Below are 26,813 nucleotides of genomic sequence, written 5' to 3' on the forward strand. Positions count from 1 at the left end.
GTGCCTGGCCTAGAATGGCCGCCGTGAACTTCCCCGTCCGCGCCATCACCCTGGACCTCGACGACACGCTTTGGCCGTTCGCGCCGATCGGCGAGCGCATCGACCGCACCCTGCACGACTGGCTGCAGGTCCATGCGCCGGCCACCGCCGCGCGCTTCCCGATCGCGGCGATGCAGGCGCTGCGCGTGCGCATGTTCCAGGACCACCCCGAGCACGTGCACGACCTGGGCGCGATCCGGCGCCTGACCCTGGAGCACGCGCTGGCCGCCAGCGGCGACGACCCGGCGCTGGCGGTGCCGGCCTACGAGGTGTTCTACGCCGAGCGCAACCGGGTGGCGTTCTATCCCGATGCCCTGGCGGCGCTGCGGCGCATCGCCGCGCGCGTGCCGGTGGCGGCGGTCAGCAACGGCAACGCCGACCTGGCACGCATCGGCATCGGCCACCTGTTCGCTTTCCAGCTCGGTGCGCGCGAGCACGGCGCGGCCAAGCCGCAGGCCAGCATCTTCCACGCCGCCTGCGCGCGCCTGCAGGTGCCCCACGCGCAGGTGCTGCACGTGGGCGACCACGCCGAGATGGACGTGCTCGGGGCTATGCGCGCCGGCCTGCGCGGCTGCTGGATCAACCGCGAGGCCGCGGCCTGGCCCGCCACGACGGCGCCGGACCTGCACTTCGCCACCCTCGCCGGGCTGGCCGACTGGCTCGATGCCCAGGCCGGCTCGCCCCTTCCCCATGCCGCCGGCGCCTGAGCCGGCGCCGCCCGCCCGCCGGCCGGCCTTCCCCAGGACCTGTCCATGACCGCCACCCCGCTGCCCGCCTTCGTTCCGGCCACTGCCGCCGCCCTGCCGCTGTACGTGCTCGATGCCCCCGGCCTGGCCGCCTGGCTCGCCACCCAGCCGCCGCCGACCGCGCACTGGCTCGCCGCGCAGGGGTTCACCGCCGCCGCGGGCAGCTGCGTGCTGCTGCCGGGGGCGGACGGCGCCCTGGCCGGGGCGGTGCTCGGCGTGGGCGACCGGCTCGACGCCCACGCCTATGCACACGCGCCGTTCGCGCTGCCGGCCGGCACGACCTGGAGCCTGGGCGGGCGCCTGGACGATGCCGAGCTGGAAGCGCTGACCCTGGGCTGGGGCCTGGGCAGCTACCGCTTCACCCGCTACCGCGCCGCCGCGCGCGCACCGGCGCAACTGGCGGTGGCGCCGTCGGCCGAAGTCGCCGACGTCATCGCCGCCAGCCTGCGCGTGCGCGACTGGGTCAACACGCCCACCGAGGACATGGGCCCGGACCAGCTGGAAGCCATCGCCCGCGACCTGGCCGCCGCCCACGGCGCCGACATCGAGGTCACCGCCGGCGATGCGCTGCTGGAGCGCGGCTTCCCCACCGTGCACGCGGTCGGCCGCGCCTCGCACCGCGCGCCGCGGGTGATCGTGCTGCGCTGGGGCCGGCCCGGCCAGCCGCACCTGGCTCTGGTCGGCAAGGGCGTGTGCTTCGACACCGGCGGCCTGGACCTGAAGGGCGCCGAGGGCATGCGCAACATGAAGAAGGACATGGGCGGGGCCGCCCATGCGCTGGCCCTGGCCGGGCTGGTGATGGCGCGCGCGCTGCCGGTGCGGCTGACCGTGGTGGTGCCGGCGGTGGAGAACGCGGTCGGCCCGGACGCGCTGCGCCCGGGCGAGGTGGTCACCACCCGCGCCGGCCTCAGCGTGGAGATCGACAACACCGATGCCGAGGGCCGGCTGATCCTGTGCGACGCGCTGGCCTACGCCGGCGAGCAGCAGCCGGAGGCGATCGTCGATTTCGCCACCCTCACCGGCGCGGCGCGCATCGCCCTGGGCCCGGACCTGCCGGCGCTATTCGCCAACGACGACACCCTGGCCGAGGGCTGGCTGGCGGCCGGCCTCGCCACCCGCGATCCGGTCTGGCGCATGCCGCTGTGGCGTCCCTACCTGCGCTATCTCAAGAGCAACGTGGCCGACCTCGCCAACGCCGGCTCGCGCATGGCCGGCGCGGTCACCGCCGCGCTGTACCTGGAGAAGTTCGTCCCGGCCGGCACCGCGTGGGCGCACCTGGACGTGTACGCCTGGAACGACAGCGACCGGCCGGGACGCCCGGCCGGCGGCGAGGCGCTGGGCCTGCGCTCGGCCTGGGCGATGCTCAAGGCGCGCTACGCCCGATGAGCGCGGGAACCCGCGCTGCGCCGACGGTGCTGGTGCTGCCGGGCTGGCAGGATTCCGGCCCCGGGCACTGGCAATCGCGCTGGCAGGCACTGCACCCGGCATGGCGGCGCGTCGAACAGGCCGACTGGTTCCATCCGCGCCGCGCCGACTGGGTGGCCACGCTCGATGCCGTCGCCGCGGCCACGCCCGGCGACCTGGTGCTGCTGGCCCACAGCCTGGGCTGCATCACCGTCGCGCACTGGGCGGCCGGCGCCCCGGCCGCCGCCACGCGCGTGCGCCATGCCTTCCTCGTCGCCAGCCCGGACATCGGGCGCGACGACCTGCCGGCCGAACTGGCCGACTTCGCCCCCGCCCCGCAGGCGCCGCTGCCGTTCGCGGCCACGCTGGTGGCCAGCCGCGACGACCCGTTCTGCAGCTTCGCCCGCGCGCAGGCGCTGGCCGCCGACTGGGGCGCGCCGTTGTGGGACATCGGCAAGGCCGGCCACATCAACGCAACCGCCGGCCATGGCGACTGGCCGGAAGGCCTGGCCCGGCTGCAGGCACTGCTGGGCTGAGGCGCGGACGCCTCCGCGATACCCCCGGCACGCGCCGGAGGCTATGGTCGAGCGCGCCGCGATCCCTGCGCTCCGCTCCCGTGCGCACTCCACACGCCCGGACAGGCGCGTCGCGGCGGCGGTGACGACCGCGCCATCGTGCACGATGGCGATCCTTGGGCCCTGCCTCGTGCATTCGTCCCCAGCCCCGGAAGGAAGCACCGCGACCGCATCCGCAACGGGACGGTGCCATCGCGCACGCCGGGCGATCCCCATGCTTCGGCCTCGGCACCGTCCTACTGCACGCCGCCTTCCTCCAGCACGCCCGGACAGGCGCATCGCGGCGGCAGTGACGACTGCGCCACCGCGCACGATGGCGATCCTTCGGCCCTGCCTCGTGCCTTCGTCCCCAGCCCCGGACGGAAGCACCGCGACCGCGTCCGCAACGGGACGGCGCCGTCGCGCACGCAGGGCGATCCCCATGCTTCGGCCTCGGCACTGTCTTCCCACACGCCGCCTTCCTGCCGCAAGCCTGGATACGCGGTCGCTCGGCCATGGCAGCAGCGACATGCCGATGGCGCGTCGGCCCGTATCGGCTTCCGGTAGAGGGAGGCGCCAGCGCGGGGCAGCGGCAGGGTGCAAGCGCATCACCGCGCCGGCGTATCCGGCCAGTCGCCGCGCGGCGCGCCCGAACGACCCCCCCGCGCCGCGGGCATGACCCGCCCCGGCGATCGGAGGGACAATGGTGGGTCTTTCCCGCAACCGACCGATGCCGTCCATGAAACCGATCCTGGAGATCGCCGACCTGAAGGCGCTGGCGCGCCGCCGCGTGCCCAGGCTGTTCTTCGACTACGCCGACAGCGGCGCCTGGACCGAGAGCACCTACCGCGCCAACGAGGCCGATTTCGCCCGCATCAAGCTGCGCCAGAAGGTGATGGTGGACATGAGCGGGCGCTCGCTGGCCACCACCATGGCCGGCCAGCCGGTGGCGATGCCGCTGGCGCTGGCGCCGACCGGGCTGTGCGGCATGCAGCACGCCGACGGCGAGATCCTCGCCGCGCAGGCGGCCGAGGCGGCCGGCGTGCCGTTCACCCTGTCGACGATGAGCATCTGCTCGATCGAGGACGTGGCCGCGGCCACGCGCAAGCCGTTCTGGTTCCAGCTGTACGTGATGCGCGACCGCGGCTTCGTCGGCGACCTGATCGATCGCGCCAGGGCCGCCGGCTGCGCCGCGCTGGTGCTCACGCTGGACCTGCAGATCCTCGGCCAGCGCCACAAGGACCTGCGCAACGCGCTGTCCGCGCCGCCGCGGCTGACCCCGAAGCACCTGTGGCAGATGGCGCAGCGGCCGCGCTGGTGCCTGGGCATGCTCGGCACCCGCCGCCACCGCTTCGGCAACGTGGTCGGCCATGCCAAGGGCGTGAGCGACCTGTCCTCGCTGGGCGCGTGGACCGCCGAGCAGTTCGACCCGCGGCTGTCGTGGGACGACGTGGAATGGATCCGCCAGCGCTGGGGCGGCAAGCTGATCCTCAAGGGCGTGCTCGACCCGGACGACGCACGCCAGGCCGCCGCCACCGGCGCCGACGCATTGATCGTGTCCAACCACGGCGGGCGCCAGCTCGACGGCGCGCCCTCCTCGATCAGCGCGCTGCCGCGCATCGTCGAGGCCGTCGGCGATCGCATCGAGGTGCACCTGGACGGCGGCGTGCGCCACGGCCAGGACATCCTGCGCGCGGTGGCGCTGGGCGCGCGCGGCGTCTACATCGGCCGGCCGTTCCTGTACGGGCTGGGCGCGCTCGGCCGCGACGGCGTGACCTTGGCGCTGGAGATCCTGCGCAAGGAGCTGGACGTGAGCATGGCGCTGTGCGGCAAGCGCGACATCGCCGAGGTCGGCCGCGACGTGCTGTGGGACCCGCTGCCGTTCTGAGCCTGCGGCGCTACAGCCAGCCCTTCTGCCGCGCCAGTCGGTAGGCCTCGATGCGGTTGCCGACGCCGAGCTTGCCGATGGCCTCGGACAGGTAGTTGCGCACGGTGCCGTGCGAGAGGTTCAGGCGCGCGGCGATGTCGGCCGCGCCCAGGCCTTCGCCGGCCAGGCGCAGCACCTGGCGCTCGCGCTCGTTGAGCGGGTCGGGCTCGGACCAGGCCTCCAGCGCCAGCTCCGGGGCGATGGCGCGGCCGCCGCGCTGCACCACGGTGCGCAGCGCCTCGGCCAGGGTCTGTGGCGGTGCGTCCTTGAGCAGGTAGCCGGCCACGCCGGCATCCAGCGCGCGGCGCAGGAAGCCGCTGCGGGCGAAGGTGGTGACGATCACCACCCGGGTCTGCAGCTGGTGGCGCTGCACGCGCTGGGCCAGCTCCAGCCCGGACAGGCCGGGCATCTCGATGTCGGTGACCAGCACGTCCGGCTCCAGGCGCTGCAGTTCGCGCCAGGCCTGCTCGCCGTCGGCGGCGGCGCCGAGCACCTCGATGTCGCCTTCCAGCGCCAGCAACGCGGCCAGCGCGCCGCGCACCATCGCCTGGTCCTCGGCCAGCAGTACCCGGATCATCGCCTGTCCTGTAGGGGCGGAGCCTGATTCTAGCGGCCGCCGCCACGCCGCCGGCAGTGCCGGTGCCGGCGGCTCGGCACCGGGCCCTCGCGCCAGCGCCGATGTTGCCTGCCGCCGGGCTAAGGCGGCGCGGTACCGGCTGGGAAGCCGCCTTCCCGGCGCAAGCGCGGCAACCGGCACGCCAGTGCATCTCTTCCGCAACGCCGGCTGCACCCGAAAACAGTCGTAGGAGGGCGGGTACGCCTGTGTGACATTCGTCCTGCAGGTGCGGCGACCGCGGGCGCCACGGAGCAGGCGAGCCGGGACATCGCATTCCACCGGCATGGTGGGCGTCGATACCGGTTCGCCCCCCCGCGTTACGCACCGAGCAGAGCCTTCTACACGGGTCGCGCCCGCAAACGGGCAGAGATGGGCCATTCGCCGGCATCCTCAATCGCAGGTTTGGTGCCCACCGGCACCCCGAGCATGCCGGCCGAGATGGCTCGTTCCACCGGCACGGAGATCACCGGTCCCGGTTCACCTCTCGCGTTACGCGCCGGGCACAACTTTCGACACCGGCTGCGCCCGCAAACGGGCAGAGACGGGCCGTTCGTCCGGGCATCCTCATCCGCAGGCGCGGTGTCCACCGGCACCGAGCATGCCCGGTCCAGACGGCTCGTTCCACCGGCGTGGAGATCACCGGTCCCGGTTCGCCCCCCGCCGCGTTACGCACCGGGCACAGCCTTCGACACCGGCTGCGCCCGCAAACGGGCAGAGACCGCGCCGTCCGCCCGGGCCTCCTCTTCCCGCGGCGGCAGCCGGCGCCGCTGAACATGACGGCCAGGTCCGCTCATTCCACCGGCGTGGATGGCGCGCGTGCCGGTACCGGTTCGGCCGCCAGCGGCACGCGCGCGCGCAGCACCGTGCCGCGGCCGCGCACCGAATCCACCTGCAGGTCGCCGCCGAGCGCCTGCAGGCGCTCGCGCATGCCCGCCAGTCCGTTGCCCGGCACGCAATCGCCGCCGCGCCCGTCGTCGTCGACGCGCAGGACCAGCCAGCCGTCCGCTGCGGAAACGTCCATCCGCGCGCGGCGGGCACGCGCGTGGCGCTGGATGTTGGTGGCGGCCTCGCGCACCACCAGCGCGAAGGCGGTCTCGGCCGCGCCGGGCAAGGGTACGTCGGCCACCCGGTACTCCAGCGCCACGCCGTCCGATTCCAGCAGCAGCCGGGCCGAGGCCAGCTCGGCAGCCAGTTCGGCGGCGCGGATGCCGCTGACCGCGCGCCGCACCTGCGCCAGCGCCTGCCGCGCCACCTCGCCGACCTGCTCCATCTCCGCGCGCGCGGCCGCCGCGCCGGGCGGCGCCAGGCGCACGGCCAGGTCGGACTTGAGCGCCACCAGCGACAGGGTGTGGCCGAGCAGGTCGTGCAGGTCGCGGCCGATGCGCTCGCGCTCGGCGGTCGCGGCCAGCCGCCGCACCTCCTCGTGCGACAGGCGCAGGGTCGCATCGTGATGCCGTTCGCGCTCGCCCACGTACAGCACCGTGCCCAGCGCCAGGGTGGTGACCGGCAACCACAGCAACGCCGAGACCGTGTAACCCAGCGCATAGGCGAACGACAGGTACACGGCGTTGAGCACGACCAATACGGCCATGTAGCCCGGGTAGCCGCCGCGACCCGGGGTGGGCAGGCACAGGCAACCGAAGACGAAGTAGGTCAGCCCCGAGGGATAGACCGGCAGCAGGACCATGCTCAGCACGATCATTCCCAGCGCATACGCGACTACGCGCCGCTGCGGGGCCAGCGCGCTCATCGCATACAGCGCCAGGAACACCGGATAGGACGCCAGGGTCAGGCTCAGCCAGCGCCAGGTGTAGCCTGCCGTGTCGAACAGGGGCACCACGAACACCCATACCGACCACAGCAGGTGCACCGACAGGCCCCAGGGCGACTTGCCGCAGCGCAATCGCAGCGCCACTTCCGAATCGGGCGCCGGGTGCAGCCACGCGGGCAGCGGCAGGTTCATCGCATCTCCTCGTGCACCGGCGCACTCATGCCCGCCGCAGGCGCCGCAGCGCCAGGGCGAAGAATACCGCCGTCCACAGCACCAGCACGCCCAGGTGCATCGCCGCGCCGCCGGCGGAGGCCAGGCCCATCACCTGCAACGCCAGTTGCGCCAGGTGCCACGACGGCCAGGCCGGCGCGAGGGTGGAGAACAGCGGCGGCAGCATCGACAGCGGCAGCCACAGCCCGGACAGCAGCGCCATCGGCAGGTACACCAGGTTGACCACGCCGGGCGCGGCCGCGCCGCCCACCCGGCCGCCGATGAACAGGCCCAGCGCGCAGAACGGCAGCGCCCCGGCCACGTCGATCGCCAGCAGCCATGCGTACTGCCCCGCATGCAGCACCACCCCGCCCAGCAGCGCCCCGGCCGCCAGCAACAGCAATGCCACCTCCAGCGCGAACAGCATCGCCATCAGCAGGCGCGCGCCCAGCAGAACCACGCCCGGGACCGGCTGGGCGCGCTTGAGCGCGAGCAGGCCGCGCTCGCGATCGACCGCGAAGCCGACCCCGAAGGCGAACAGCGCCGGCGCCATCGTCCCGAACACGCCGTAGGTGGCCAGCAGGTAGCGCGCGGCCTGCGGGTTGCCGCGGTTGAGCAGCACGCCGAACAGCAGGTAGAACAGCAGCGGGAAGCTCAGCGCCGGGATGGCGAAGGCCGGGGTGCGCAGCACGCGCAGGAATTCGTAGCGCGCCTCGGCCAGCAGCAGGCGCGGCGTGGACGGTGCGCGCGGCGGGACGTGCGAGGCGATGGCGTTCATGCGGCCTCCTGCGGGCGGGTGATGGCGAGGAAGGCATCGGCCAGGCCGGCGCGCTGGACTTCCAGCCCGGTCAGCCGCGGATCCTCGCGCAGCAGGCGCGCGACCACCGGTTCGGCCGGTTCGGCCTGCACCGTGGTCACGCCCTCGCGCGTGCTGGCCGCCACCACGCCGGGCCAGCGCGCGATCTCCGCGGCGGCGATGGCGGTATGCGCCACGATCCGCCGCTGCAGCACCCGCGCGCGGATCTGCGCGACGCTGCCGCGGGCGACGATGCGCCCGGCCTGCAGCACCACCACGGCATCGGCCAGCGCCTCGGCCTCCTCCAGGTAGTGGGTGGTCAGCAGCACCGCGCAGCCTTCCGTGGCCAGCGCGGCGATCGCCTGCCACAGGGCCTGGCGCGCCTCGATGTCCAGGCCGGTGGTGGGCTCGTCGAGGAACAGCACGCGCGGCCGCCCGCACACCGCCAGGGCGAACTGCACGCGCCGCTGCTGGCCGCCGGAGAGACGGCCGTAGCGGCGCGGCAGCAGGCCATCCAGCCCGGCCATCGCCACGCAATCGGCCAGGCTGCGCGGTGCGGGGTAGTAGCCGCGCGCCTGCGCCAGCAGTTCGCCGACCGTCAGCGTCTCCGGCAACGCCGCCGACTGCAGCATCACCCCGGCCTGGCGCCGTGCGGCGATGGCCGACGGCGGCAGCCCGAGCAGGCGCACCTGGCCCGCGTCCGGCGCCTGCAGGCCCAGCAGCAGCGCGACCGCGGTGCTCTTGCCGGCGCCGTTGGGGCCGAGCAGGGCCAGCACCTGGCCGGCCGGCAGCGCGAGGTCCACGCCGTCCAGGGCGGTGACCGCGCCGTGGCGCTTGTGCACGTCCTGCAGCAGCGCCCGTGGCGCCGCATCGTCGCGGGGGGAAGCGGGGATGACGCGCATGGCCGGACTCCTGGACGGGGTGCGCACAGGCTCGCGCAGGCGCCGGCGACGCGGCAGTGGCGGCCATCAGGGACATGAGGTGACAGCTGTCACTGGTGGCACCGGCCGCAGCCACGCAGACTGCTTCCGCCGCCCGCTCCGGCCGGCCGCCGCCGGAAAGTGACTTCCGGCAGCTTGGACGCCGCCGCCGGCACCGGCCACACTGGCCCGGCCATCCGCCCACGGGACCCCGATGAACGCCTCCGCCGAACTGCTCAAGGAACTGCGCATCGACCGCAAGGCACCGCCCCCGGCCCCGCCGCGCCGGCGGCGCTGGTGGGTGCTCGGCGCGGCGGCCATCGTGGTGCTCGCCGCGGCGGCGACCTGGCTGGCGCTGCGGCACCGCCCGCTGGAAGTGCATACCGCGCCGGTGGTGGCGATCGGCAGCGGCGGCGAGAGCGCTTCGGTGCTCGATGCCAGCGGCTATGTCGTCGCCCGCCGCACCGCCACGGTCTCGGCCAAGATCACCGGCAAGGTGCGCGAGATCCGCATCGAGGAAGGCATGCGCGTGGAGGAAGGCCAGATCATGGGCATCCTCGATCCGGTCGATGCCGACGCCCAGCGCGCACTGTCCTCGGCACAGGTGGAATCGGCGCGCACCCAGGTGGCCAACATGCGGGCCCAGCTCACCCAGGCCGAGGCCGAGGCGACGCGCCTGCAGGCGCTGGTCGGCCGGCAGCTGGTCTCGCGCTCGCAGTTCGACCAGGCCGTGGCCAACCGCGATGCGCTGCGCGCGCAGCTGCAGGCCGCGCAACGTGGCGTCACCGTGGCCGAGCGCAACCTGTCCATCGCCGACAACGGCGTGGACAACACCATCGTGCGTGCGCCGTTCGCCGGCGTGGTCACCGCCAAGGCGGCGCAGCCGGGCGAGATCGTCTCGCCGCTGGCCACCGGCGGCTTCACCCGCACCGGCATCGGCACCATCGTCGACATGGAGTCGCTGGAGGTGGAGGTCGACGTGGGCGAGGCCTACATCGGCCGCGTGCAGCCGCACATGCCCGCCGAGGTGGTGCTCAACGCCTACCCGGACTGGCGCATCCCGGCCGAGGTGATCGCCATCATCCCGGCCGCCGACCGCGGCAAGGCCACGGTCAAGGTGCGCGTGGCGCTCAAGGCCAAGGACCCGCGCATCGTGCCGGACATGGGCGTACGGGTGAGCTTCCTGGAAACGCCGCGCGCGGCGAAGGACGACACGCCGCAGGGCGTGCGCGTGCCGGCCGCGGCGCTGGCGCAGCGCGACGGCAGGACCGTGGCCTTCACCGTCGGCGACGACGACAGGGCGAAGCTGCACGCCGTCGTGACCGGCATCGACATGGGCAAGGACCGGCAGGTGCTGTCCGGCCTGGCCGCGGGCGAGAGCGTGGTGCTCGATCCGCCGGCCACGCTGAAGGACGGCGATGCCGTGGCCGAGGCCGGCACCGGGGCCGCGCCATGACCGCGCACCTCGGGGTGACGCAGGAAGCCGGCCGCGCATTCTCCTGCGCGCCGTCCGCCGGGCCCGTGGTGATGCTCAACCTGCCGCGCTTCCGCGCGGTGGCCGATGATGCCGCGCATCCGCAGCTGGGCCCGCCCGCGCCGATCAGCGGCGGGGAGGCCTGCCGCCGCTGCGTGGCGCATACCGCGCCGTTCCTCGAAAAACCGGGCGGCGAAGTGCTGTTCATCGGCCCCGCACGGACCTTCCCGATCGGGCCGGAAAGCGAGCGCCGGGATGCGGCGATGCGGGTGCGCCAACGCGATGCGCAGGCCTTCCTCGCCTTTGCGTCCGACCCGGCCTGCATGGCCGGCACCGGCCACCGCGTGGCGGCGCTGGAGGATTCGCGCCTGCTGCCGCCGACCGAAGGTCCCTGACGTAATCCGCCTCACGCAACGCCGTCGCATCGCTGCACCGCCGTACCGCCGGATCCCCCCGCATCCGGCACCCCGCACCGGCCCGCCGGCGCGAGCGGATCGCCACGCGCCGCCATCCCTGCTTTCCCGAGGACACCGAACATGACCGTACTCGTCAGCCTGCGCGACATCGTCAAGACCTACCAGCGTGGCCCGGAGACGGTGCAGGTGCTGCACGGCATCGACCTGGACATCGAGGCCGGCGACTTCGTCGCGCTGATGGGCCCGTCCGGCTCGGGCAAGACCACCCTGCTCAACCTGATCGGCGGGCTGGACACGCCGACCTCCGGCGAGATCGAGATCGAGGGCGAGCGCATCGACCGCATGGGCGCCGGCCAGCTGGCGCAGTGGCGCAGCCGCCATGTCGGCTTCGTGTTCCAGTTCTACAACCTGATGCCGATGCTCACCGCGCAGAAGAACGTGGAGCTGCCGCTGCTGCTCACCGACCTGCCTGCCGCCGAGCGCAAGCGCCGCGCCAGGATCGCGCTGACCCTGGTGGGCCTGGCCGAACGCGCCGACCACCGCCCCAGCGAACTGTCCGGCGGCCAGCAGCAGCGCGTGGCGATCGCCCGCGCGATCGTCTCCGATCCCACCTTCCTGATCTGCGACGAGCCCACCGGCGACCTGGACCGGCACTCGGCCGAGGAGGTGCTGGGCCTGCTGCAGCTGCTCAACCGCGAGCACGGCAAGACGATAGTGATGGTCACCCACGATCCCAAGGCGGCCGAGTACGCCAGCCACACCGTGCACCTGGACAAGGGCGAGCTGGCCGATGCGCCGGCCGCGCACTGAGCGGAGGATGCGGCCATGAAGTATTTCCCGCTGATCTGGGCGCAACTGTTCCGCAGCCGCACGCGCACCTTGCTGACGCTGCTGTCGGTGGTCACCGCCTTCATGCTGTTCGGCATGCTCGATGCGGTGCGGGTGGCCTTCAATTCCGGCGGCAGCGTGGACGGCGCCAACCGGCTCATCGTCGCCTCGCGCCTGTCGATCACCCAGACCCTGCCGGTCAACCTGCGCGATCGCATCGCCACCGTGCCCGGCGTGCGCGACGTCACCTACGCGATGTGGTTCGGCGGCATCTACCGGGACCCGAAGAACTTCTTCCCCAACTTCTCGGTGGCGCCGAACTTCTTCGACGTGTACCGCGACTACCAGCTGCCGGCCGACCAGCTGGAGGCGTTCAAGGCCACCCGCACCGGCGCGGTGGTCGGCGAGACCCTGGCCAGGGAATTCGGCTGGAAGATCGGCGACACCATCCCGCTGCAGGCCACCATCTTCCCGCGCAGCGGCAGCAACGACTGGCCGCTGCAGCTGGTCGGCATCTTCCGCGCCAAGGATCGCGCCACCGCCGGCAACGAGGAGCGCCAGCTGATGATGAACTGGACCTACTTCGACGAGTCCAACGACTACATCAAGAGCAAGGTCAGCTGGTTCACCGCGACCCTGGACGACCCGGCGCACGCCTCGCGCGTGGCCCAGGCGATCGACGCGCTGTCGGCCAACTCCGACCACGAGACCAAGAGCCAGACCGAGTCGGCGTTCCAGCAGGCCTTCGCCAAGCAGTTCGCCGACATCGGCCTGATCGTCACCTCGATCATGGGCGCGGTGTTCTTCACCCTGCTGCTGCTCACCGGCAACACCATGGCCCAGGCGGTGCGCGAGCGCATCCCCGAGCTGGCCACGCTCAAGACCCTGGGCTTCGGCGACGGCACGGTGCTGTGGCTGGTGCTGGCCGAAGCGGTGCTGCTGGTCGGCGTCGGCGGCGCGGCCGGCATGGGCCTGGCGGCGCTGCTGCTGCCGGCGGTGGCCAGCAGGTCGATGGGCATGCTGCCGGCGCACGTGCCGCTGCAGACCTGGCTGATCGGCATCGGCCTGATCATGCTGATCGGGCTGGTGGTGGGCGTGCTGCCGGCGCTGCGCGCGCAGCGGCTGAAGATCGTCGATGCGCTGGCCGGGCGCTGACCGTGCGCGCCGGGAACGGCGTTCCCGCGCCGGTGCCGGTGCCCGCGACATGAACCCTGGAGAGGCCGCCCCATGAACACGCAATGGCTGTGGAACCTGCTGGTCGTCGTGCTGCTCGCCGCCGGGCTGGGCGCGTGGATCGCGCTGCCGTGGATCGGCGTGGTGGCCCTGGTGCTGGCGGTGGCGGCGTGGCTGGTCGCCACCCGCAGCGGGCGGCTGGCGCTGGAGGCCACGCGCATCGGTATCGCCAGCCTGCCGCAGCGCTGGGGCGCGGCCTCGGTGATCGTGGTCGGCATCGCCGGCGTGGTCGGCGTGCTGGTGGCGATGCTGGCGATGGGCGAAGGCTTCAAGGCGACGCTCGCCAGCACCGGCGACGACACCACCGCAATCGTGCTGCGCGGCGGCTCGCAGGCCGAGACCAACTCGGTGATCCTGCGCGACCAGGTGCCGCTGGTCGCCAGCCTGCCCGGCATCGCCCGCGACGCGAAGGGCCGGCCGCAGGTATCGGCCGAGCTGTCGCAGGTGGTCAACCTGCCGTCGAAGGCCGACGGCACCGACACCAACGTGCAGTTCCGCGGCGTGGGCGACGAGGCCTGGGCGGTGCACGACACGCTGCGCATCGTCGAGGGCCGCGCGTTCAAGCCCGGCCTGCGCGAGATCGTGGTCGGCCAGGGCGCGCGCGGCCAGTTCGGCGGGCTCGACGTGGGCCGCAGCCTGACCCTGGGCAACCAGCAGTGGACCGTGGTCGGTGCCTTCGCCTCGGGCGATGCGCACGACTCGGAGCTGTGGACCGACGCGCAGACCCTGGCCTCCACCTACGACCGCGGCGCCTACCAGTCGATCATCGTGCGCACCGAGGGCAAGGCCGGGTTCGAGCGCTTCAAGGCGGCGATGGCCGCCGACCCGCGCCTGAAGCTGGACGTGGAGACCACCCGCGCCTACTACGCCAAGCAGGGCGGCGGGATGAGCACGCTGATCGCCATCCTCGGCACGGTGATCGGCACGATCATGGCGGTGGGCGCGGTGTTCGGCGCGCTCAACACCATGTACGCCTCGGTCGCCGCGCGCGCGCGGGAGATCGCCACGCTGCGCGCGATCGGCTTCCGCGGCCTGCCGGTGGTGGCCGCGGTGATGCTGGAGACGATGCTGCTGGCCCTGCTCGGCGGCCTGCTCGGCGGCCTGCTCGCCTGGGCGGTGTTCAACAACTACAGCGTGTCCACCATCGGCAGCAACTTCAGCCAGGTGGTGTTCCAGTTCCGCGTCTCGCCGGCGCTGCTGTGGAGCGGGCTGAAATGGGCGCTGGGGATCGGCCTTGTCGGCGGCCTGTTCCCGGCATTGCGCGCGGCGCGCCTGCCGATCACCACGGCGTTGCGCGAGGTGTGAGCCAGCGGGCGGTCCCGTCGTATCGGGGGCCGGACAGGCCGGCCCCCGACGACTCAAAGCACCTTGACCAGCCGCAGCAGCACGCCCAGGTCGCGCTGGAACCCGCCGCGCACCCGCGTCGGGTAGTCCAGCTCGGCCGCAAGGAACGTGGTGCCACCCAGCGGCACGCCGCCGGCCACGCGCCAGGTCCGGCTGTCGGTGCGGTTGCCGGTGGCCACGTCGTCCAGGTAGGACTTGCCGCCGAATGCGGCCGAGTAGCCCACGCTGAGGAACTGGCCAGGCTTCCAGGCATAGGTCACCCAGCCTTGCGCGCTGTAGCTGGGGTCCTGCGACAGGGTCCGGCCATCGCGCGTGGCGTTGCCGTTGTCCTGATGCCAGGTGGCATCGGCGACCAGCTCCACGTTGAGGTGGGCGCCGATGCCCTGCAGGTACCCGAATTGCAGCGTACCGCTCCAGCGGTCGTCGCCCAGGTTGAGGTCGCGGTCGCGGCGGTAACTGCCCGTCGGCGCGTCCACGTAGACGCCCAGACCGAGATGCCGGTTGGCGGTGGCGTCGTCCACGAGGAACACCGTCGTGTTGAAGCGTAGGTTGCCCAGCTGCATGTCATGCGTGCCGCCGAGCGGGGCACCCTGCAGCGAACCTCGGGTGTACTCGCCGAACGGCAGGAGCACGTTCACCACCGTGGTCATGCCGGCCAAGCGAGTCCAGTGGGCGAAGCGAAGCACGCCCAGCGAGGTATGCAGCGCGGTGCCGGCACGTGTTTCGTCGCCGCGGGCATCCACGTAGCGGTCGTAGTCGTCGTCCAGGTAGTAGCCGATGAACACATTGGTGCCGGGCGCCAGCGTGCCGTAGTCGAACGGCTGGGTGTCGATGGCCAGTGCCGGCCGCGCGGCCAGGCCCAGTGCCAGCAGACCGGCCAGCGTGGACATGCGGCCCAGGCCGCGCCTTCTCGATGGATTGCGATTCATGCAGGGTCCCCTCCCGGGCGATGCATGGATGGTTGGGATCAGCGGAAGGTGAACTCGAGCTTGCCCTTGGCGAAGCCCTTGGCATGGAAGATCTGCGAACCCTCGCTTCCGCCCTCGCCGTCGTTGGTCACGATGTACAGGTCGTTGGTGCCGGGACGGAACGTCATGCTGGTGGACAGCAGGTTGTGGCCCTGGTCACGCAGCGGCAGCAGGATCTGGCCGATCGGCTGGCCGTTGCGGTTGAACACCAGCACGCGTCCTTGGGTGTACAGGGCGACGTAGACATTCCCGTCGGCATCGGTGCGCGCCGAATCGGGAGTGCCGCCGACGAAGTGATAGGGCACCGAAGTACCGAACGGGGCGATCTTGGCCGGGGCGGAGAGTGCAACCTTGTGGAGGCGGTTCAGCGAGAACTCGGTGGTCCACAGGGTCTTGCCGTCCGGGCTCAGGGTGATGCCGTTGGCCACCGCCATGTTCGGCAGTACCGGCGTGATCGTCTTCAGGTCCGGCGCGACGTAGTACACGCCTCCGGTCGGCTGCGTGGACGTGCCGCGGAAATCGGTGAAATAGAAGCCTCCTTGCGCGTCGAACTCGAGATCGTCCGGCAACATCCCGCGCGAGGCCGGGACGATGACCTGCTCGTTGCGGCCATCCGGGTCGAACGCGATGATCTCGCCCTTGTCGACGAAGTCGCCGAGACCGGCCACGAAGATGCGGCCGTCCCGGTGGATCGCCAGTCCGGCAGGATTGAGTCCCTTCTTCTCGAACACGGTCGAAAGCGCGTGCTCCGGCGTGAGCTTGAGCACGCGCCCGTTGAACACGTCCACCATCCACAGATTGCCTGCGCGGTCGAACGCCGGACCCTCCAGCTGCAGGCGCTGGTCGGACACCTTGTACCAGGGCTCGGCCACCACCGTCTGCAGGCCCTGCTCGGCCAACGGTATCGGCTGCTGGCTGCGAGAGTAATTGTCGTACGTCAGTGCATCGCCCGCCCATGCCGTGGCTGCCGGCAGCACCAGCATCAGCGCCATGGCGAGCCTGCCGCCTTTGCGCATCACGCCGGTTCTTCTCATCGCTTGTCTCGCTTGCATTGCCTTCCCTCCTCTGCGACGGGCCGGAAACGGCCCTGGAATGCACCGGCCGCGTGCCCGGCCGGGACGGCTTACCGCCAGGCTGCCAGCAAGGCCGGCACGGTCAGCACCGCGGTGTAGAACCCCATGAACTGCGCACCGATGCCGAAGCCGATGGCACGATTGAGCAGGCCGCCGACCAACCCGACGGTGAGTGTCACCAGCAGGCCGACCGCTCCGCCCTCCCACAGGCTGATGGTCACGACCAGGCCGGCGAATACGGCGATGATGGCTTCCTGGCCTACCCGCCGCGTCACGAACGATGCGGCGCGGTGGGCGAAGTTCATCGCGAACGGATAGGCCACCAGGATCGCGATCACCACCGCGGCCAGGCCGTAACCTAGGAACTGCCACGGGCCGAGCAGGGTATGCAGGTTGTGGATCGCGCCGCTGCTCGCGTCGATGGTGAACCGCGGGGGCGCGTTGAACAGCGGCGCGGCAGGACCGACCGCCACCGGACTGAGCGGCAGGCCGAAGGCGACGAGCGGGATCAGCGTCTCGGCGATGTAGGTGGCCTCGGTGACGCCGTTGCGTACCGTGATCATCGAGGTCAGGCGATGGTAGGCGTGGCGGATGCGCATGCCGACGATCTCGCCGAGCACCACGGTCATCGCCACGGGGCTGAACACGAAGGTCGCACTGGAGATGGTCGCGGCGGCCACGGTGTAAGCGCTCTGGCGTGCATCGAGCACCTTCAGCGGATTGGGAAAGTAGCCAGACCAGTCCTTGATGTCCGGGGCCAGGGCCACGCGCCGCGGACCATCGCGACGCATCGCCGCGCGCTCGGACGGGGACAGCAGGCGCACCAGGTCGGCCACCAGCGGCCCGACCGCGATGCCGAGGAAGTAGCTGATGCTCAGCTTGACGCCGTGCGCGGCGGTCATCGCCTGCAGGCCGGCAATCAGGGTGACGAACGGGACCAGCGCCGCCACGGACGCCCAGCGACCCACGGAGAAATAGGCGATGGTCACCGCCGCCAGTGCGAACACCCACGGTGCAGCGTGCTTGATCGCCTCGCCGAACGGGCTCAGTACCAGCGCGAACGCCACCGCCAACGGCACCGCGACCAGCGCGGCGATCACCGAGCCGGAGATCATCTTGCGCAAGGCCACGTGCGGCACGCCGAGCCTGCGCAGCAGGTTGGCCTCGCGCATCAGCGCCGTGGCCATGGTGTCGCCCGGGATGCCCAGCAGCGCGGTCGGCACGGCATGGGTGATGTGCTTGGCCACCGCCGCGGCCATGAAGAAGGCCAGCACTCCCTCCGGTGGCGCGCCGAGCAGCACCACCATCAGCGTCAGCGGGGCGATCGTGGTGGTCTCGTCGGTGCCGGAGACCAGGCCGACCAGGGTGAAGGACACCGCGCCGGCGAGCGCCAGGGCCAACGCGACCAGCAGCACATGCAGCATTGGATCGCTCATCGCCCGCCCTCCGCGCCCGGCTGGGCCCGTTCGAACGCCTCGCGCAGGCCGAGCTGCTCCAGTTCCTGGACCACCACCGCCGGCAATTGGTCGAGCGTGCCCAGTCCGCGCGGTTCGGCGCACAGTTCGGCAATCGCCTCGGCACGCGCCTCGCTGTCCACGCCCGTGGCGGACACGATCCGCTTGGGCGGGAACAGCCACGCACAGACCACGCCCGCCAGCACGCAACCGACCAGGCCGGCGAGCATTGCCCAGGTGCCGGCGACCTGGTCGCCACCGCCGGGCCCGCCCAGCGCGTGCAGTGCGTGCAGCGCGTGCAGCGCCCCGGCGTAGGCCCCCAGGCTGGCACCGACGCCGATGAGCAGGGCGCCGGCAAGGTGGCGCAGGTCCACCGTGTCGCCCCATACCTCGGCCAATGCCTGGCGGCCGCCGGCCGCATTCTCGCGTCGCACCTCTTCGGCACGGACCTCGTCTTTCTCGGTTGTCATGGAGCCCTCCACTCCGATACAGGTGCAGCGACCTCAGCCCGGCGTGCGGTCCGCCCCGGACGCTCGGCGGCGGCGGGCCCGCAATGCCCGCCCGGTACGTGATTCGCCGGCCCGGCCCAGCCAGCCGTCGACCGCATCGCCGGCATCCAGCAAGCGCGCCATATCGACGCCGCACGCAAGGCCCAGTCCTTCGAACAGGTAGACCAGGTCCTCGGTGGCGACATTGCCCGTGGCACCCGGCGAATAGGGACAGCCGCCCAGGCCGGACACGGAACTGTCGAAGCTGCGCAGGCCGTGGCCCAGCGCCTCGACCACGTTGGCCACGCCCATCCCGAAGGTGTCGTGGAAATGGCCGGCCAGCAGGGTCGGCGGCACGTGGGCGAGGCAAGCCTGCAGCATCCGGCCGACCGAACCGGGCGTGCCGGCACCGGTGGTATCGCCCAGGCTTACCTGGTGACAGCCGATATCGTGCAGCCGTGCCACCACCGCCGCCACGCGCGGCGGTGCGACCGCGCCTTCGAACGGACAATCCACCACCGTGGAGACCGCCGCGCGCACGCGCAGGCCCACCGGCAACGCGCGCGCGGCGATGTCCGCCACGCGCTGCAGGCTTTCCTCCACTCCACAGTTCAGGTTGGCGCGACAGAACGATTCGGAGGCTGCGGTGAGCACGGTGATGTCGCGGCAGCCGGCCGCGATCGCCGCGTCCAGGCCCCTCAGGTTGGGCACCAGCGCCGCATGCACGATGCCCGGCGCCGGGGCGCCGAGGCCGGCGAATACGGCTTCGGTATCCGCCATCTGCGGCACCCAGCGCGGCGAGACGAAGGCGCCCACCTCGATCTCGCGCAATCCCGCCCGTTCAAGCGCGCGCACCAGCGCCACGCGATGCGCGACCTCCAATACCTGCGGCTGGTTCTGCAGCCCGTCGCGCGCACCGACCTCGACGATGCGCACGGCATCGGCGGCCGCGGCGGCCATCACCCGCGCAGCTCCGCCAGCAGCTCGGCGGCACGGTCGGCGCGTACGTCGTGCTCGGCCACCATGCGCGCGACCACCGCATCCACTTCCTCGCCGCCGGCCCCGGCCATCAGCGCCACGTTGCGTGCATGCAGGGCCATGTGGCCGCGCTGGATGCCTTCGGTCGCCAACGCACGGATCGCACCCAGGTTCTGCGCCAGGCCCACCGCCACGGCGATCTCGGCCAGCTCCTGCGCCGTCTCCACCCCCAGGATCCGCAGCGCCAGGCGCGCCAGCGGATGGGTCTTGGTGGCGCCACCGACCAGGCCCACGGCCAGCGGCATCTCGATCGTGCCGACCAGCCGGCCACGATGGTCCTTCTCCCAGGTGCTCAACGAACCGTAGTGACCGTGGCGGCCGGCCCAGACGTGGGCGCCGGCCTCGATCGCACGCCAGTCGTTGCCGGTGGCGACGATCACCGGGTCGATGCCGTTCATGATGCCCTTGTTGTGGGTGGCGGCCCGATAGGGATCGACGACAGCGAAGTTGTATAGGTCGAGGATGCGCTCGATCACCTCCTCGCCGGCATACCCGCCGAAGGCCAGCGTCTCCGGCGCCAGCACCATCTGCGCACGGGCCAGGCGCAGGTCGGCCAGGTTGGACAGGATGCGCGCGCGCACGGTGCCGCCGGTGATCCGCTCGACCAGCGGTGCCACCGTTTCGGCCATCGTGTTGACGGTGTTGGCACCCATCGCGTCGCGCACGTCCACCACCAGGTGCACGACGATCATCGCGCCTCGCGGGCTGGACTCGAACACGTGTACCTCGATGTCGCGGCAACCGCCGCCCAGCGCGATCAGGGTCTTGTCGCGGGCATTGGCCGCCTCGATCAGCGCGGCGCGCTCGCGCAGCACGGACTGGCGGGCGTTGTGCGGATCGGGCAGGTCGGTGACCTGGATCTGGGCCCGCATCAACGGGCCGGTGCTCGACGTCAGGAAGCCGCCGGCCGGGCGCGCCAGCTTGGCCATGTAGCTGGCCGCGGCGACGATCGAAGGCTCCTCGACCACCATCGGCACCAGCACGTCGCGGCCGTTGACCTGGAAGTTGGCCGCCACCGCGAACGGCAGCTCGAACTTGCCGACCACGTTCTCGATCATGCCGTCGGCCACCTCCGGCGGCAGTGCCCCCGGATGCGCCAGCAGCGCAAGCTCGTCCGGGCCCAGGCCGAGCAGGGTGCCCAGATGGTCCAGGCGTTGCGACGGGGTGAGCTTCCGGAACTGCGGAAGCCGCGAATCGATCGACATGCAGCATCTCCAAGACGGGGGAACGGCGGACGCCTGCGCGGACAGGCACCGCCGGCAGCGAATCTAGTGGCATCCGCAGGGCGGCATAAAGGTACAGTTGATGGGAACAGTTGGCTTAGACGAAGGGATGATTCCGGGCACGAAATGCCTACTGCAGCGCAGCATCTCGTGCATTCATGCCGGTTGTGTGTTCCCGTTCCATGGGTACAGTTGGTACACACCCCCGGACTACCGACCGTGATGAAGCACACCACCACGCAAGCCGAGCGCATCGCCGCCGACCTGGGCCAGCAGATCCTGGCCGGCACCCTGGGGCCGGGCAGCCGCCTGCCTTCGCTGCGCCAGTACGCCCGCGCCCAGGACTGCGCCAAGAACACGGTCATCGCCGCCTACGACCTGCTGGTGGAACGCGGCCTGGCCGAATCGCACCACGGGCGCGGGTTCTTCGTGTGCGGGGCCCACCGCCAGGCGCCGCGCAAGCGCGAGGACGACGAGGAACAGGTCGGCTACGGCCGCGCCATCGACACCATCTGGTTGATGCGCCAGCAGGCGGTGCGCAAGCCGGGGAGCTCGCACCTGGGGGAAGGCTTCCCGCCGGTGGACTGGTTGATGGACATGCGCCTGGACAAGTTCCAGCGCCAGATCGTGCGCAACGGCATCGGCGGGCTGTTCCGCTACGGCAACCGCTACGGCTATCCGGCGTTGCGCCAGTTGCTGATTCGTCGCCTGGCCGGCTACGGCATCGAGACCGTACCGCGCCAGATCGTCACCACCCTGGGCGCCAACCACGCGCTCGACCTGATCATTCGCCGCTACGTCGCCCCGGGCGATCCCGTCCTGGTCGAGGAACCCGGCTACTACCCGCTGTTCGGCAAACTGCGCCTGCAGGGCGCGCGTCTGGTGCCGATCCCCCGCACCGAGGACGGACCAGACCTGGAAGCGCTGCAACAGGCCCTGGCACGGGAACGGCCGCAGCTGTTCTTCCTGCAGTCGGCGGGGCACAACCCGACCGGAACCGACATCTCCCCGTTCCGCGCACACCGCATCCTGCAGCTGGCCGAGGCCCACGGCACGCTGGTCGTGGAGAACGATGCCCTGGCCGACTTCAAACCGGCCGCCACGCTGCGCCTGTCGGCGCTGGACCAGCTGCGCAACACGCTCTACGTGGGCAGTTTCTCCAAATCGGTGTCGGCGGCACTGCGGGTCGGGTTCATCGCCGGCGACAAGACACGCATCGAGGAGCTGGCCGACCTGAAGATGCTCCTGCACATCGCCGGCAGCGAATACGGCGAGCGGATCATGGAAGTGGTGTTGCAGGAGGGCAACTTCCTCCTGCACACCACCCGCCTGCAGGAGAAGCTGCGCGTCGCCACCGAGGCCGGCCGGCAGACCCTGCATTCACTGGGCGCACAGGTCTACGGCAACCCCGGCCACAGCCTGTACCTGTGGGCGCGCTTCCCGGACATAGACGACACCCGCCAGCTCACCGAACGGTTGCTGCCGCGCGGCGTGGTCCTGGCGCCCGGAGCCGTGTTCCACACCGCCTCGCACATCGTCTCGCCCTGGACCCGGCTCAATGTCGCCTACCTGCAGGACCCGGTCTTCCTGGAAAGCATGCGCGCGGCGCTGGGGCGCGACTGATCCGCCGGCCTCAGCCCATGGCGCGGCTGGCCCGGGCACGCCACAGGCCCTCGCCGGCGAACAGCAGCAGGCCGGCCCAGATCGTGGCGAAACCCAGCGCGCGGCCGCCATCGAAGGGCTCGCGGAAGAACAGCAGGCCCAGCACCAGCTGCAGGCTCGGCGCGATGTACTGGAACAGGCCGACCAGCGAGAGCGGGATGCGCCGCACGCCCCAGGCGAAGCCGACCAGCGGCACCGCGGTGACCACACCGCCGAGCACCAGCAGCAGGTCGGTGGCCGTGCTCCAGCCCTGCAGGAAGCCGCCGCCATGGCTGTGCCCGCACCACAGCAGGTAGCCCAGCGCCGGCAGGAACAGGTACACGCTCTCCGCGCCCAGGCCGGCCACCGCGTCCACGTCGATCAGCTTGCGCAGCAGGCCGTACAGGCCGAACGAGGCGGCCAGGCCCAGGGCGATCCACGGCATCCCGCCCGCACTCCACGCCAGCCAGACCACGCCCAGGGTGGCGCAGGCCACCGCCAGCCACTGCAGCGGGCGCAGGCGCTCGCCGAGCACGGCCACGCCCAGCACCACGTTGACCAGGGGATTGATGAAGTAGCCCAGGCTGGTCTCGATCACGTGGCCGGCATTGACCGCCCAGATGTACAGGCCCCAGTTGAAGGCGATCAGCAGGCTGGTCACGGCCAGCACCGGCAGCGCGCGGGGCCGTGCGGCCAGCGCCCGCCACCAGTCCAGGCGCCGCGCCAGCAGCAGCCAGCCGACCACCAGCACCGTGCTCCAGACCACGCGGTGGGCCATGATCTGCAGCGCCGGCACGTCCGCCAGCAGGTGCCAGTACAGCGGCACCAGGCCCCAGATGACGAAGGTGCCGGCGGTGATCGCCACCCCGGCCCGGTCCAGTCCGCCGCCGCTCACCGGCGTGCCAGCCGCGCGAGGTTGATCGCCACCACTCCCGCCAGGATCACCGCCATCGCGCCCAGTTCGCGCGCGTCCACGCGTTCGCCGGCCAGGGCCACGCCCAGTCCCACGGCGATCACCGGGTTGACGTAGGCATAGCTGCCGGCCAGCGCCGGCCGCACCCGCGGCAGCAGCCACACGTAGGCGCTGAAGGCCACGATCGAGCCGAACACCACCAGGTAGGCCAGCGCGGCCAGGCCGGACGCGGCGGGCCAGGCGGCCAGGCGTTCGCCGCGCAGCCAGGCCGCGGCCAGCAGCGCCGTGCCGCCGCACAGCATCTGCATCGCCGCGTTCATGAACGGCGGCGCCAGCGCCTTGCCGCGGCTCCATACCGAGCCCCAGCTCCAGGCCACCGCGCCCACGATCAGCGCGACCATGGCGGATACGCTGGCGGTCAGCGCCGCGCTGCCGGCATTGAGCCAGACCACGCCGGCGAAGCCGAGCACCAGCCCGGCGCCCTCGATCCGCGTCGGCCGTTCGCCGCGCAATGCCGAGAACAGGCCGATCCACAACGGTACCGAGGCGATCGCCACCGCCGCCAGCCCCGAAGGCACCGTCTGCTCGGCGATGCACACCAGGCCGTTGCCCAGCCCCAGCAGCATCACCCCCATCACCGCGCTGTAGCCCCACTGCCGCCGCGTCGGCGCGGCCATGCCGCGCAGGCGCAGGAACGCGTACATCAGCGCGCCGGCCAGCAGGAAGCGGATGCCGGCCATCAGCAGCGGCGGCCATCCGCCCTGCAGCGCCAGGCGGATGGCCAGGTAGGTCGAGCCCCACACCACGTAGACCAGGGCCAGGGCGATGGCCACCTGCAAGGTGCCGGGGACGGCCGGGGAGCGTTCGGTGGAGGACATGCCTGCATCCGTGCGTAAGGCAGGCGATTCTAGCGGCGTTCGCCTGGCACGGCAGGCGGCGTCGCCGGTGCCGCGCGCCCGCTGCCGGCAGCGGGCCCTCCGGCGGATCGGGTCGGCGGCCGACACGGCTTCAGCGGCGCGCGCCCTCGCTGGCCTCGCGCGCGGCGCGGAACTCCGAGCCTTCCTGCCATTGCGGCCATTGCCGGCCCTCGGCCAGTTCGCGCGCCAGCGCATGCACCAGTTCGGTGTCGGCGGCGTGGCCGCGCGCGTCCCACTGCGGCGTCCAGCGGTCGCAGGGCTGGTGGTAGCAGTCGGCGAAGTAGCGCTCGCGCAGCGCGCTGCCGGCCTCCACGCCGCCCTCGAGCCGGTCCAGGCCGGGGCCGATGGTGATCGCCGGCACGCCGAAGCGGGCGAAGGCGAAGTGGTCGGCGCGGTAGAAGAAGCCCGATTCCAGGTGCGGGTCGGGCGTGTAACTGCGCCCGGCCGCCGCCGCCACCCGGGCCAGGTCGCCCTCCAGGCTGACGTGGCCCAGGCCCCAGGAGGCGATGTCGCGGGTCGGCCCGTCCGGGCTGAACATCTCCATGTTGAGCACGGCCACGGTCCGGTCCAGCGGCGCCAGCGGGTGGGCGGCGTAGTAGCTGGCGCCGAGCAGGCCCTTCTCCTCGGCGGTGAAGGCGATGAAGTACAGCGTGCGCGCCGGGCGCGGGCCGGCGGCGAACACCCGCGCCAGCTCCAGCACGCTGGCCACGCCGGTGGCGTTGTCCACCGCGCCGTGGCGGATGCGGTCGCCGTCGGCGCCGGGTTCGCCGATGCCGAAGGCGTCCCAGTGGGCGGACACGATCACCGTCTCCTGCGGGCGGCTGGCGCCTTCCAGCCGCGCCACCACGTTGCGGGTCACCACCCGCTGGCGGCGTAGCCCGAAGTCCACCGACAAGGTGGCATCGCCCAGCGCCAGCGGGCGGAAGTCCGGCCGCTGCGCGGCGCGCTTGGCCGCCTCGAAGTCCAGCCCGGCGCGCTGGAACAGCGACACCGCCAGGGCGCGCTGCATCCAGCCGCGCACCGGCACATGCGCGGCCAGCGCCTCGGCCTGCGGCCGCTCGATGTCGAACACCGGCGACAGCCCCGAGCTGCGCACCGTGTTCCAGCCGTATGCCGCCGGCGCGGTCTCGTGCACGATCAGCACGCCGGCCGCGCCGCGCCGCGCGGCTTCCTCGTACTTGTAGGTCCAGCGGCCGTAGTAGGTCACCGCCTTGCCGTCGAACGCCCCGGCCTGGGCGGCCTCGAAATCGGCATCGTTGATCAGCACCACGGCGACCTTGCCGCGCAGGTCCACGTCCTTGTAGTCGTCCCAGTGGCGCTCGGGCGCGTGGATGCCGTAGCCCACGAACACCAGCGGCGCGTCTTCCAGGTGCACCCGCGCGACCGGGCGCAGGCTCTGCAGCACCACGTCCTCGCCGTTGGCCAGTGCCTGGTCGCGGCCGGCGATGCGCAGGTGCGCGCGCACCGGCCCGTCCACCTCGGCGCGCACCAGCGGCACCGACTGGGTCCAGCCGCCGTCCTCGCCGCCGGGCTGCACGCCGGCACGGGCGAACTGCTCGACCAGGTAGGCGACCGTGCGGTCCTCGCCCGGGGTGGCCGGTGCGCGCCCCTGGAAATCGTCGGAAGCGAGGATGCGCACGTGCTCGGACAGCGTCTGCGGATCGATCGCCAGGGCCGCATCGTTGGCCGCCTGCGCGCTGCCGCCGGCGAACAGGCAGGCGGACAGCAACAACATGCGCATCGGGTTCATCGCGGCGGTCAGGCAGGCAAAGGGGCGCCATTCTATGCCGCGGGCACCCGCGCCCGCGACGGTCCGGCGGCGGCGCCGCTCAGCGCCGGTCACGATCGAGCCAGCAGGCCAGGCCCTGCGCGTTGAGCTCGATGTCCCCGTGCAGCACCTGCTCGATGGCGGCCTCGTCCAGGGCGCAGCCATGGGCGCGGGCGCGCTCCACGTACAGGTCGGTGAGCAGTTCCAGCAGGCAGTCGTGGCGGTCCGCGCGCTCGTCGCACTCGCGCGCCAGCGCGGTCATCGCGTCGATCTGCTCGTGCAGGTCGGCGGCCAGGCGCGCCAGCTCCTGCACCCGGCCGTAGTGGGTCAGATACATGGCCTGCGGCGCGCGGGCCATCAATCGCTCGATCGAGGCGTGCATCGCCTCCGGCTCGAACTGCACCGGCGAGGAGGTGGGGAACACGAACGGCCCGCCGGCGCTGTCCAGCTCGCGGTAGGAGATGCCGAAGGTGTCGCCGGAGAACCAGCTGTGGCTGCGCGCGTCCCACACGCACAGGTGGTGCCTGGCATGGCCGGGCGTGTCGATGCATTCCAGCGCGCGGCCGGCCAGGTCCACCACGTGGCCGTCGCCGGCCGCCACCACGCGCTCGGCCGGCACCGGCACGACTTCGCCGTAGTCGCGGGCCATGGCTTCCTCGCCATAGACCGCGGTGGCCCCGGCGACCAGGACCGCCGGGTCGATCATGTGGCGCGCCCCGCGCGGGTGCACGACCAGGCGCGCGTGCGGCAGCGCCTGCATCAGCGCGCCGGCGCCGCCGGCATGGTCCAGGTGCACGTGGGTGAGGATCAGCCAGTCCACCGCCTCGGGCCGCAGGCCGGCCGTATCCAGCGCGGCGAGCATGGCCGGCAGCGAGCGCCCGGTGCCGCTGTCGATGAAGGCCCCGCGCCCGTGCTCGACGACCAGGTAGGCCGCATCGAAGCGCGGCCGCTGGAAGCCGGTATCGATGGTATGGATGCCATGCTCGACGGCCATCGGGATCCTCCATGTCGGAAGCCCCCGATTCTAGGCAGGACCGTGCGCCGGCAGGATC

Annotated in this window: 24 protein-coding genes; 10 read left to right on the plus strand and 14 right to left on the minus strand. The window is 72.2% G+C overall.

Features of this window, described 5'->3' with window-relative positions; translation table 11 throughout:
• Positions 1–23: 23 nt before the first annotated feature.
• From BN3794_RS00750 to BN3794_RS00765, 4 genes are all read left to right on the plus strand, one after another.
• Positions 24–746 carry an HAD family hydrolase gene (locus tag BN3794_RS00750; protein WP_187128023.1) on the plus strand — a complete coding sequence of 241 codons (723 nt, stop codon included), beginning with the start codon at positions 24–26 and terminating at the stop codon, positions 744–746.
• A 45-nt stretch (positions 747–791) separates the two neighbouring features.
• A complete protein-coding gene (locus BN3794_RS00755; protein ID WP_066091861.1) occupies positions 792–2,171 on the plus strand; it encodes a leucyl aminopeptidase family protein in 1,380 nt (459 codons plus the stop codon).
• Complete coding sequence (locus BN3794_RS00760; RefSeq protein WP_066091864.1) at positions 2,168–2,725, plus strand: RBBP9/YdeN family alpha/beta hydrolase; 558 nt, start codon at positions 2,168–2,170, stop codon at positions 2,723–2,725. Before BN3794_RS00755 ends, BN3794_RS00760 begins: the two co-directional genes overlap by 4 nt.
• Before the next feature lie 757 nt (positions 2,726–3,482).
• A complete protein-coding gene (locus BN3794_RS00765; protein ID WP_066092131.1) occupies positions 3,483–4,631 on the plus strand; it encodes an alpha-hydroxy acid oxidase in 1,149 nt (382 codons plus the stop codon).
• Positions 4,632–4,641: 10 nt separating this feature from the next.
• On the opposite strand, the gene BN3794_RS00770 is transcribed toward BN3794_RS00765, so the two are convergent.
• From BN3794_RS00770 to BN3794_RS00785, 4 genes are all read right to left on the minus strand, one after another.
• On the minus strand, positions 4,642–5,247 hold the full coding sequence (locus tag BN3794_RS00770) for a response regulator transcription factor (protein ID WP_066091867.1): 606 nt from the start codon (positions 5,245–5,247) through the stop codon (positions 4,642–4,644).
• An 829-nt stretch (positions 5,248–6,076) separates the two neighbouring features.
• A complete protein-coding gene (locus BN3794_RS00775) occupies positions 6,077–7,249 on the minus strand; it encodes a sensor histidine kinase (protein ID WP_066091870.1) in 1,173 nt (390 codons plus the stop codon).
• Between the two features lie 25 nt (positions 7,250–7,274).
• Positions 7,275–8,045 (minus strand): ABC transporter permease, encoded by a 771-nt coding sequence (locus BN3794_RS00780; protein WP_066091873.1) that lies wholly within the window; start codon positions 8,043–8,045, stop codon positions 7,275–7,277.
• On the minus strand, positions 8,042–8,965 hold the full coding sequence (locus tag BN3794_RS00785; protein WP_066091876.1) for an ABC transporter ATP-binding protein: 924 nt from the start codon (positions 8,963–8,965) through the stop codon (positions 8,042–8,044). Before BN3794_RS00785 ends, BN3794_RS00780 begins: the two co-directional genes overlap by 4 nt.
• 232 nt (positions 8,966–9,197) lie before the next feature.
• Here BN3794_RS00785 and BN3794_RS00790 point away from each other — a divergent pair, with 232 nt between their 5' ends.
• The 5 genes from BN3794_RS00790 (at position 9,198) to BN3794_RS00810 (ending at position 14,239) form a co-directional block, all read left to right on the plus strand.
• Positions 9,198–10,439, plus strand: coding sequence for an efflux RND transporter periplasmic adaptor subunit (locus BN3794_RS00790; protein WP_066091879.1), 1,242 nt, complete (start codon positions 9,198–9,200; stop codon positions 10,437–10,439).
• On the plus strand, positions 10,436–10,852 hold the full coding sequence (locus BN3794_RS00795) for a hypothetical protein (protein ID WP_066091881.1): 417 nt from the start codon (positions 10,436–10,438) through the stop codon (positions 10,850–10,852). Before BN3794_RS00790 ends, BN3794_RS00795 begins: the two co-directional genes overlap by 4 nt.
• Before the next feature lie 141 nt (positions 10,853–10,993).
• Entirely contained in the window at positions 10,994–11,683 is a 690-nt protein-coding gene (locus BN3794_RS00800; protein ID WP_066091884.1) for an ABC transporter ATP-binding protein, read from the plus strand.
• Between the two features lie 15 nt (positions 11,684–11,698).
• A complete protein-coding gene (locus BN3794_RS00805; RefSeq protein WP_066091887.1) occupies positions 11,699–12,856 on the plus strand; it encodes an ABC transporter permease in 1,158 nt (385 codons plus the stop codon).
• Between the two features lie 72 nt (positions 12,857–12,928).
• Entirely contained in the window at positions 12,929–14,239 is a 1,311-nt protein-coding gene (locus tag BN3794_RS00810) for an ABC transporter permease (RefSeq protein ID WP_066091890.1), read from the plus strand.
• A gap of 53 nt (positions 14,240–14,292) precedes the next feature.
• Here the strand turns inward: BN3794_RS00810 and BN3794_RS00815 are convergent, their stop codons facing one another.
• From BN3794_RS00815 to BN3794_RS00840, 6 genes are all read right to left on the minus strand, one after another.
• Positions 14,293–15,207, minus strand: coding sequence for a transporter (locus BN3794_RS00815; RefSeq protein WP_078059495.1), 915 nt, complete (start codon positions 15,205–15,207; stop codon positions 14,293–14,295).
• Between the two features lie 38 nt (positions 15,208–15,245).
• On the minus strand, positions 15,246–16,262 hold the full coding sequence (locus BN3794_RS00820; protein ID WP_078059496.1) for an SMP-30/gluconolactonase/LRE family protein: 1,017 nt from the start codon (positions 16,260–16,262) through the stop codon (positions 15,246–15,248).
• Positions 16,263–16,369: 107 nt separating this feature from the next.
• A complete protein-coding gene (locus BN3794_RS00825) occupies positions 16,370–17,755 on the minus strand; it encodes a tripartite tricarboxylate transporter permease (RefSeq protein ID WP_066091895.1) in 1,386 nt (461 codons plus the stop codon).
• Positions 17,752–18,243, minus strand: a complete 492-nt coding sequence (locus tag BN3794_RS00830) for a hypothetical protein (RefSeq protein WP_066091900.1) — start codon at positions 18,241–18,243, stop codon at positions 17,752–17,754. Before BN3794_RS00830 ends, BN3794_RS00825 begins: the two co-directional genes overlap by 4 nt.
• 33 nt (positions 18,244–18,276) lie before the next feature.
• On the minus strand, positions 18,277–19,221 hold the full coding sequence (locus BN3794_RS00835) for a hydroxymethylglutaryl-CoA lyase (protein ID WP_066091903.1): 945 nt from the start codon (positions 19,219–19,221) through the stop codon (positions 18,277–18,279).
• Positions 19,221–20,504, minus strand: coding sequence for a hydroxymethylglutaryl-CoA reductase, degradative (locus BN3794_RS00840; protein ID WP_066091905.1), 1,284 nt, complete (start codon positions 20,502–20,504; stop codon positions 19,221–19,223). The genes BN3794_RS00835 and BN3794_RS00840 overlap by 1 nt, the downstream gene beginning before the upstream one ends.
• A gap of 240 nt (positions 20,505–20,744) precedes the next feature.
• Here BN3794_RS00840 and BN3794_RS00845 point away from each other — a divergent pair, with 240 nt between their 5' ends.
• Positions 20,745–22,145 (plus strand): aminotransferase-like domain-containing protein, encoded by a 1,401-nt coding sequence (locus tag BN3794_RS00845; RefSeq protein ID WP_066091911.1) that lies wholly within the window; start codon positions 20,745–20,747, stop codon positions 22,143–22,145.
• A 10-nt stretch (positions 22,146–22,155) separates the two neighbouring features.
• On the opposite strand, the gene rarD is transcribed toward BN3794_RS00845, so the two are convergent.
• From rarD to BN3794_RS00865, 4 genes are all read right to left on the minus strand, one after another.
• Positions 22,156–23,058 carry an EamA family transporter RarD gene (gene rarD / locus BN3794_RS00850; RefSeq protein ID WP_066091914.1) on the minus strand — a complete coding sequence of 301 codons (903 nt, stop codon included), beginning with the start codon at positions 23,056–23,058 and terminating at the stop codon, positions 22,156–22,158.
• Complete coding sequence (gene yedA, locus BN3794_RS00855; protein WP_066091918.1) at positions 23,055–23,954, minus strand: drug/metabolite exporter YedA; 900 nt, start codon at positions 23,952–23,954, stop codon at positions 23,055–23,057. The genes rarD and yedA overlap by 4 nt, the downstream gene beginning before the upstream one ends.
• Positions 23,955–24,084: 130 nt before the next feature.
• Entirely contained in the window at positions 24,085–25,734 is a 1,650-nt protein-coding gene (locus tag BN3794_RS00860) for a M28 family metallopeptidase (protein ID WP_066092135.1), read from the minus strand.
• An 88-nt stretch (positions 25,735–25,822) separates the two neighbouring features.
• Entirely contained in the window at positions 25,823–26,755 is a 933-nt protein-coding gene (locus tag BN3794_RS00865; protein WP_066091921.1) for an MBL fold metallo-hydrolase, read from the minus strand.
• Between the last annotated feature and the right edge of the window lie 58 nt (positions 26,756–26,813).

The sequence above is a fragment of the Xanthomonas massiliensis genome (assembly GCF_900018785.1).
Lineage (GTDB): Bacteria > Pseudomonadota > Gammaproteobacteria > Xanthomonadales > Xanthomonadaceae > Xanthomonas_B > Xanthomonas_B massiliensis.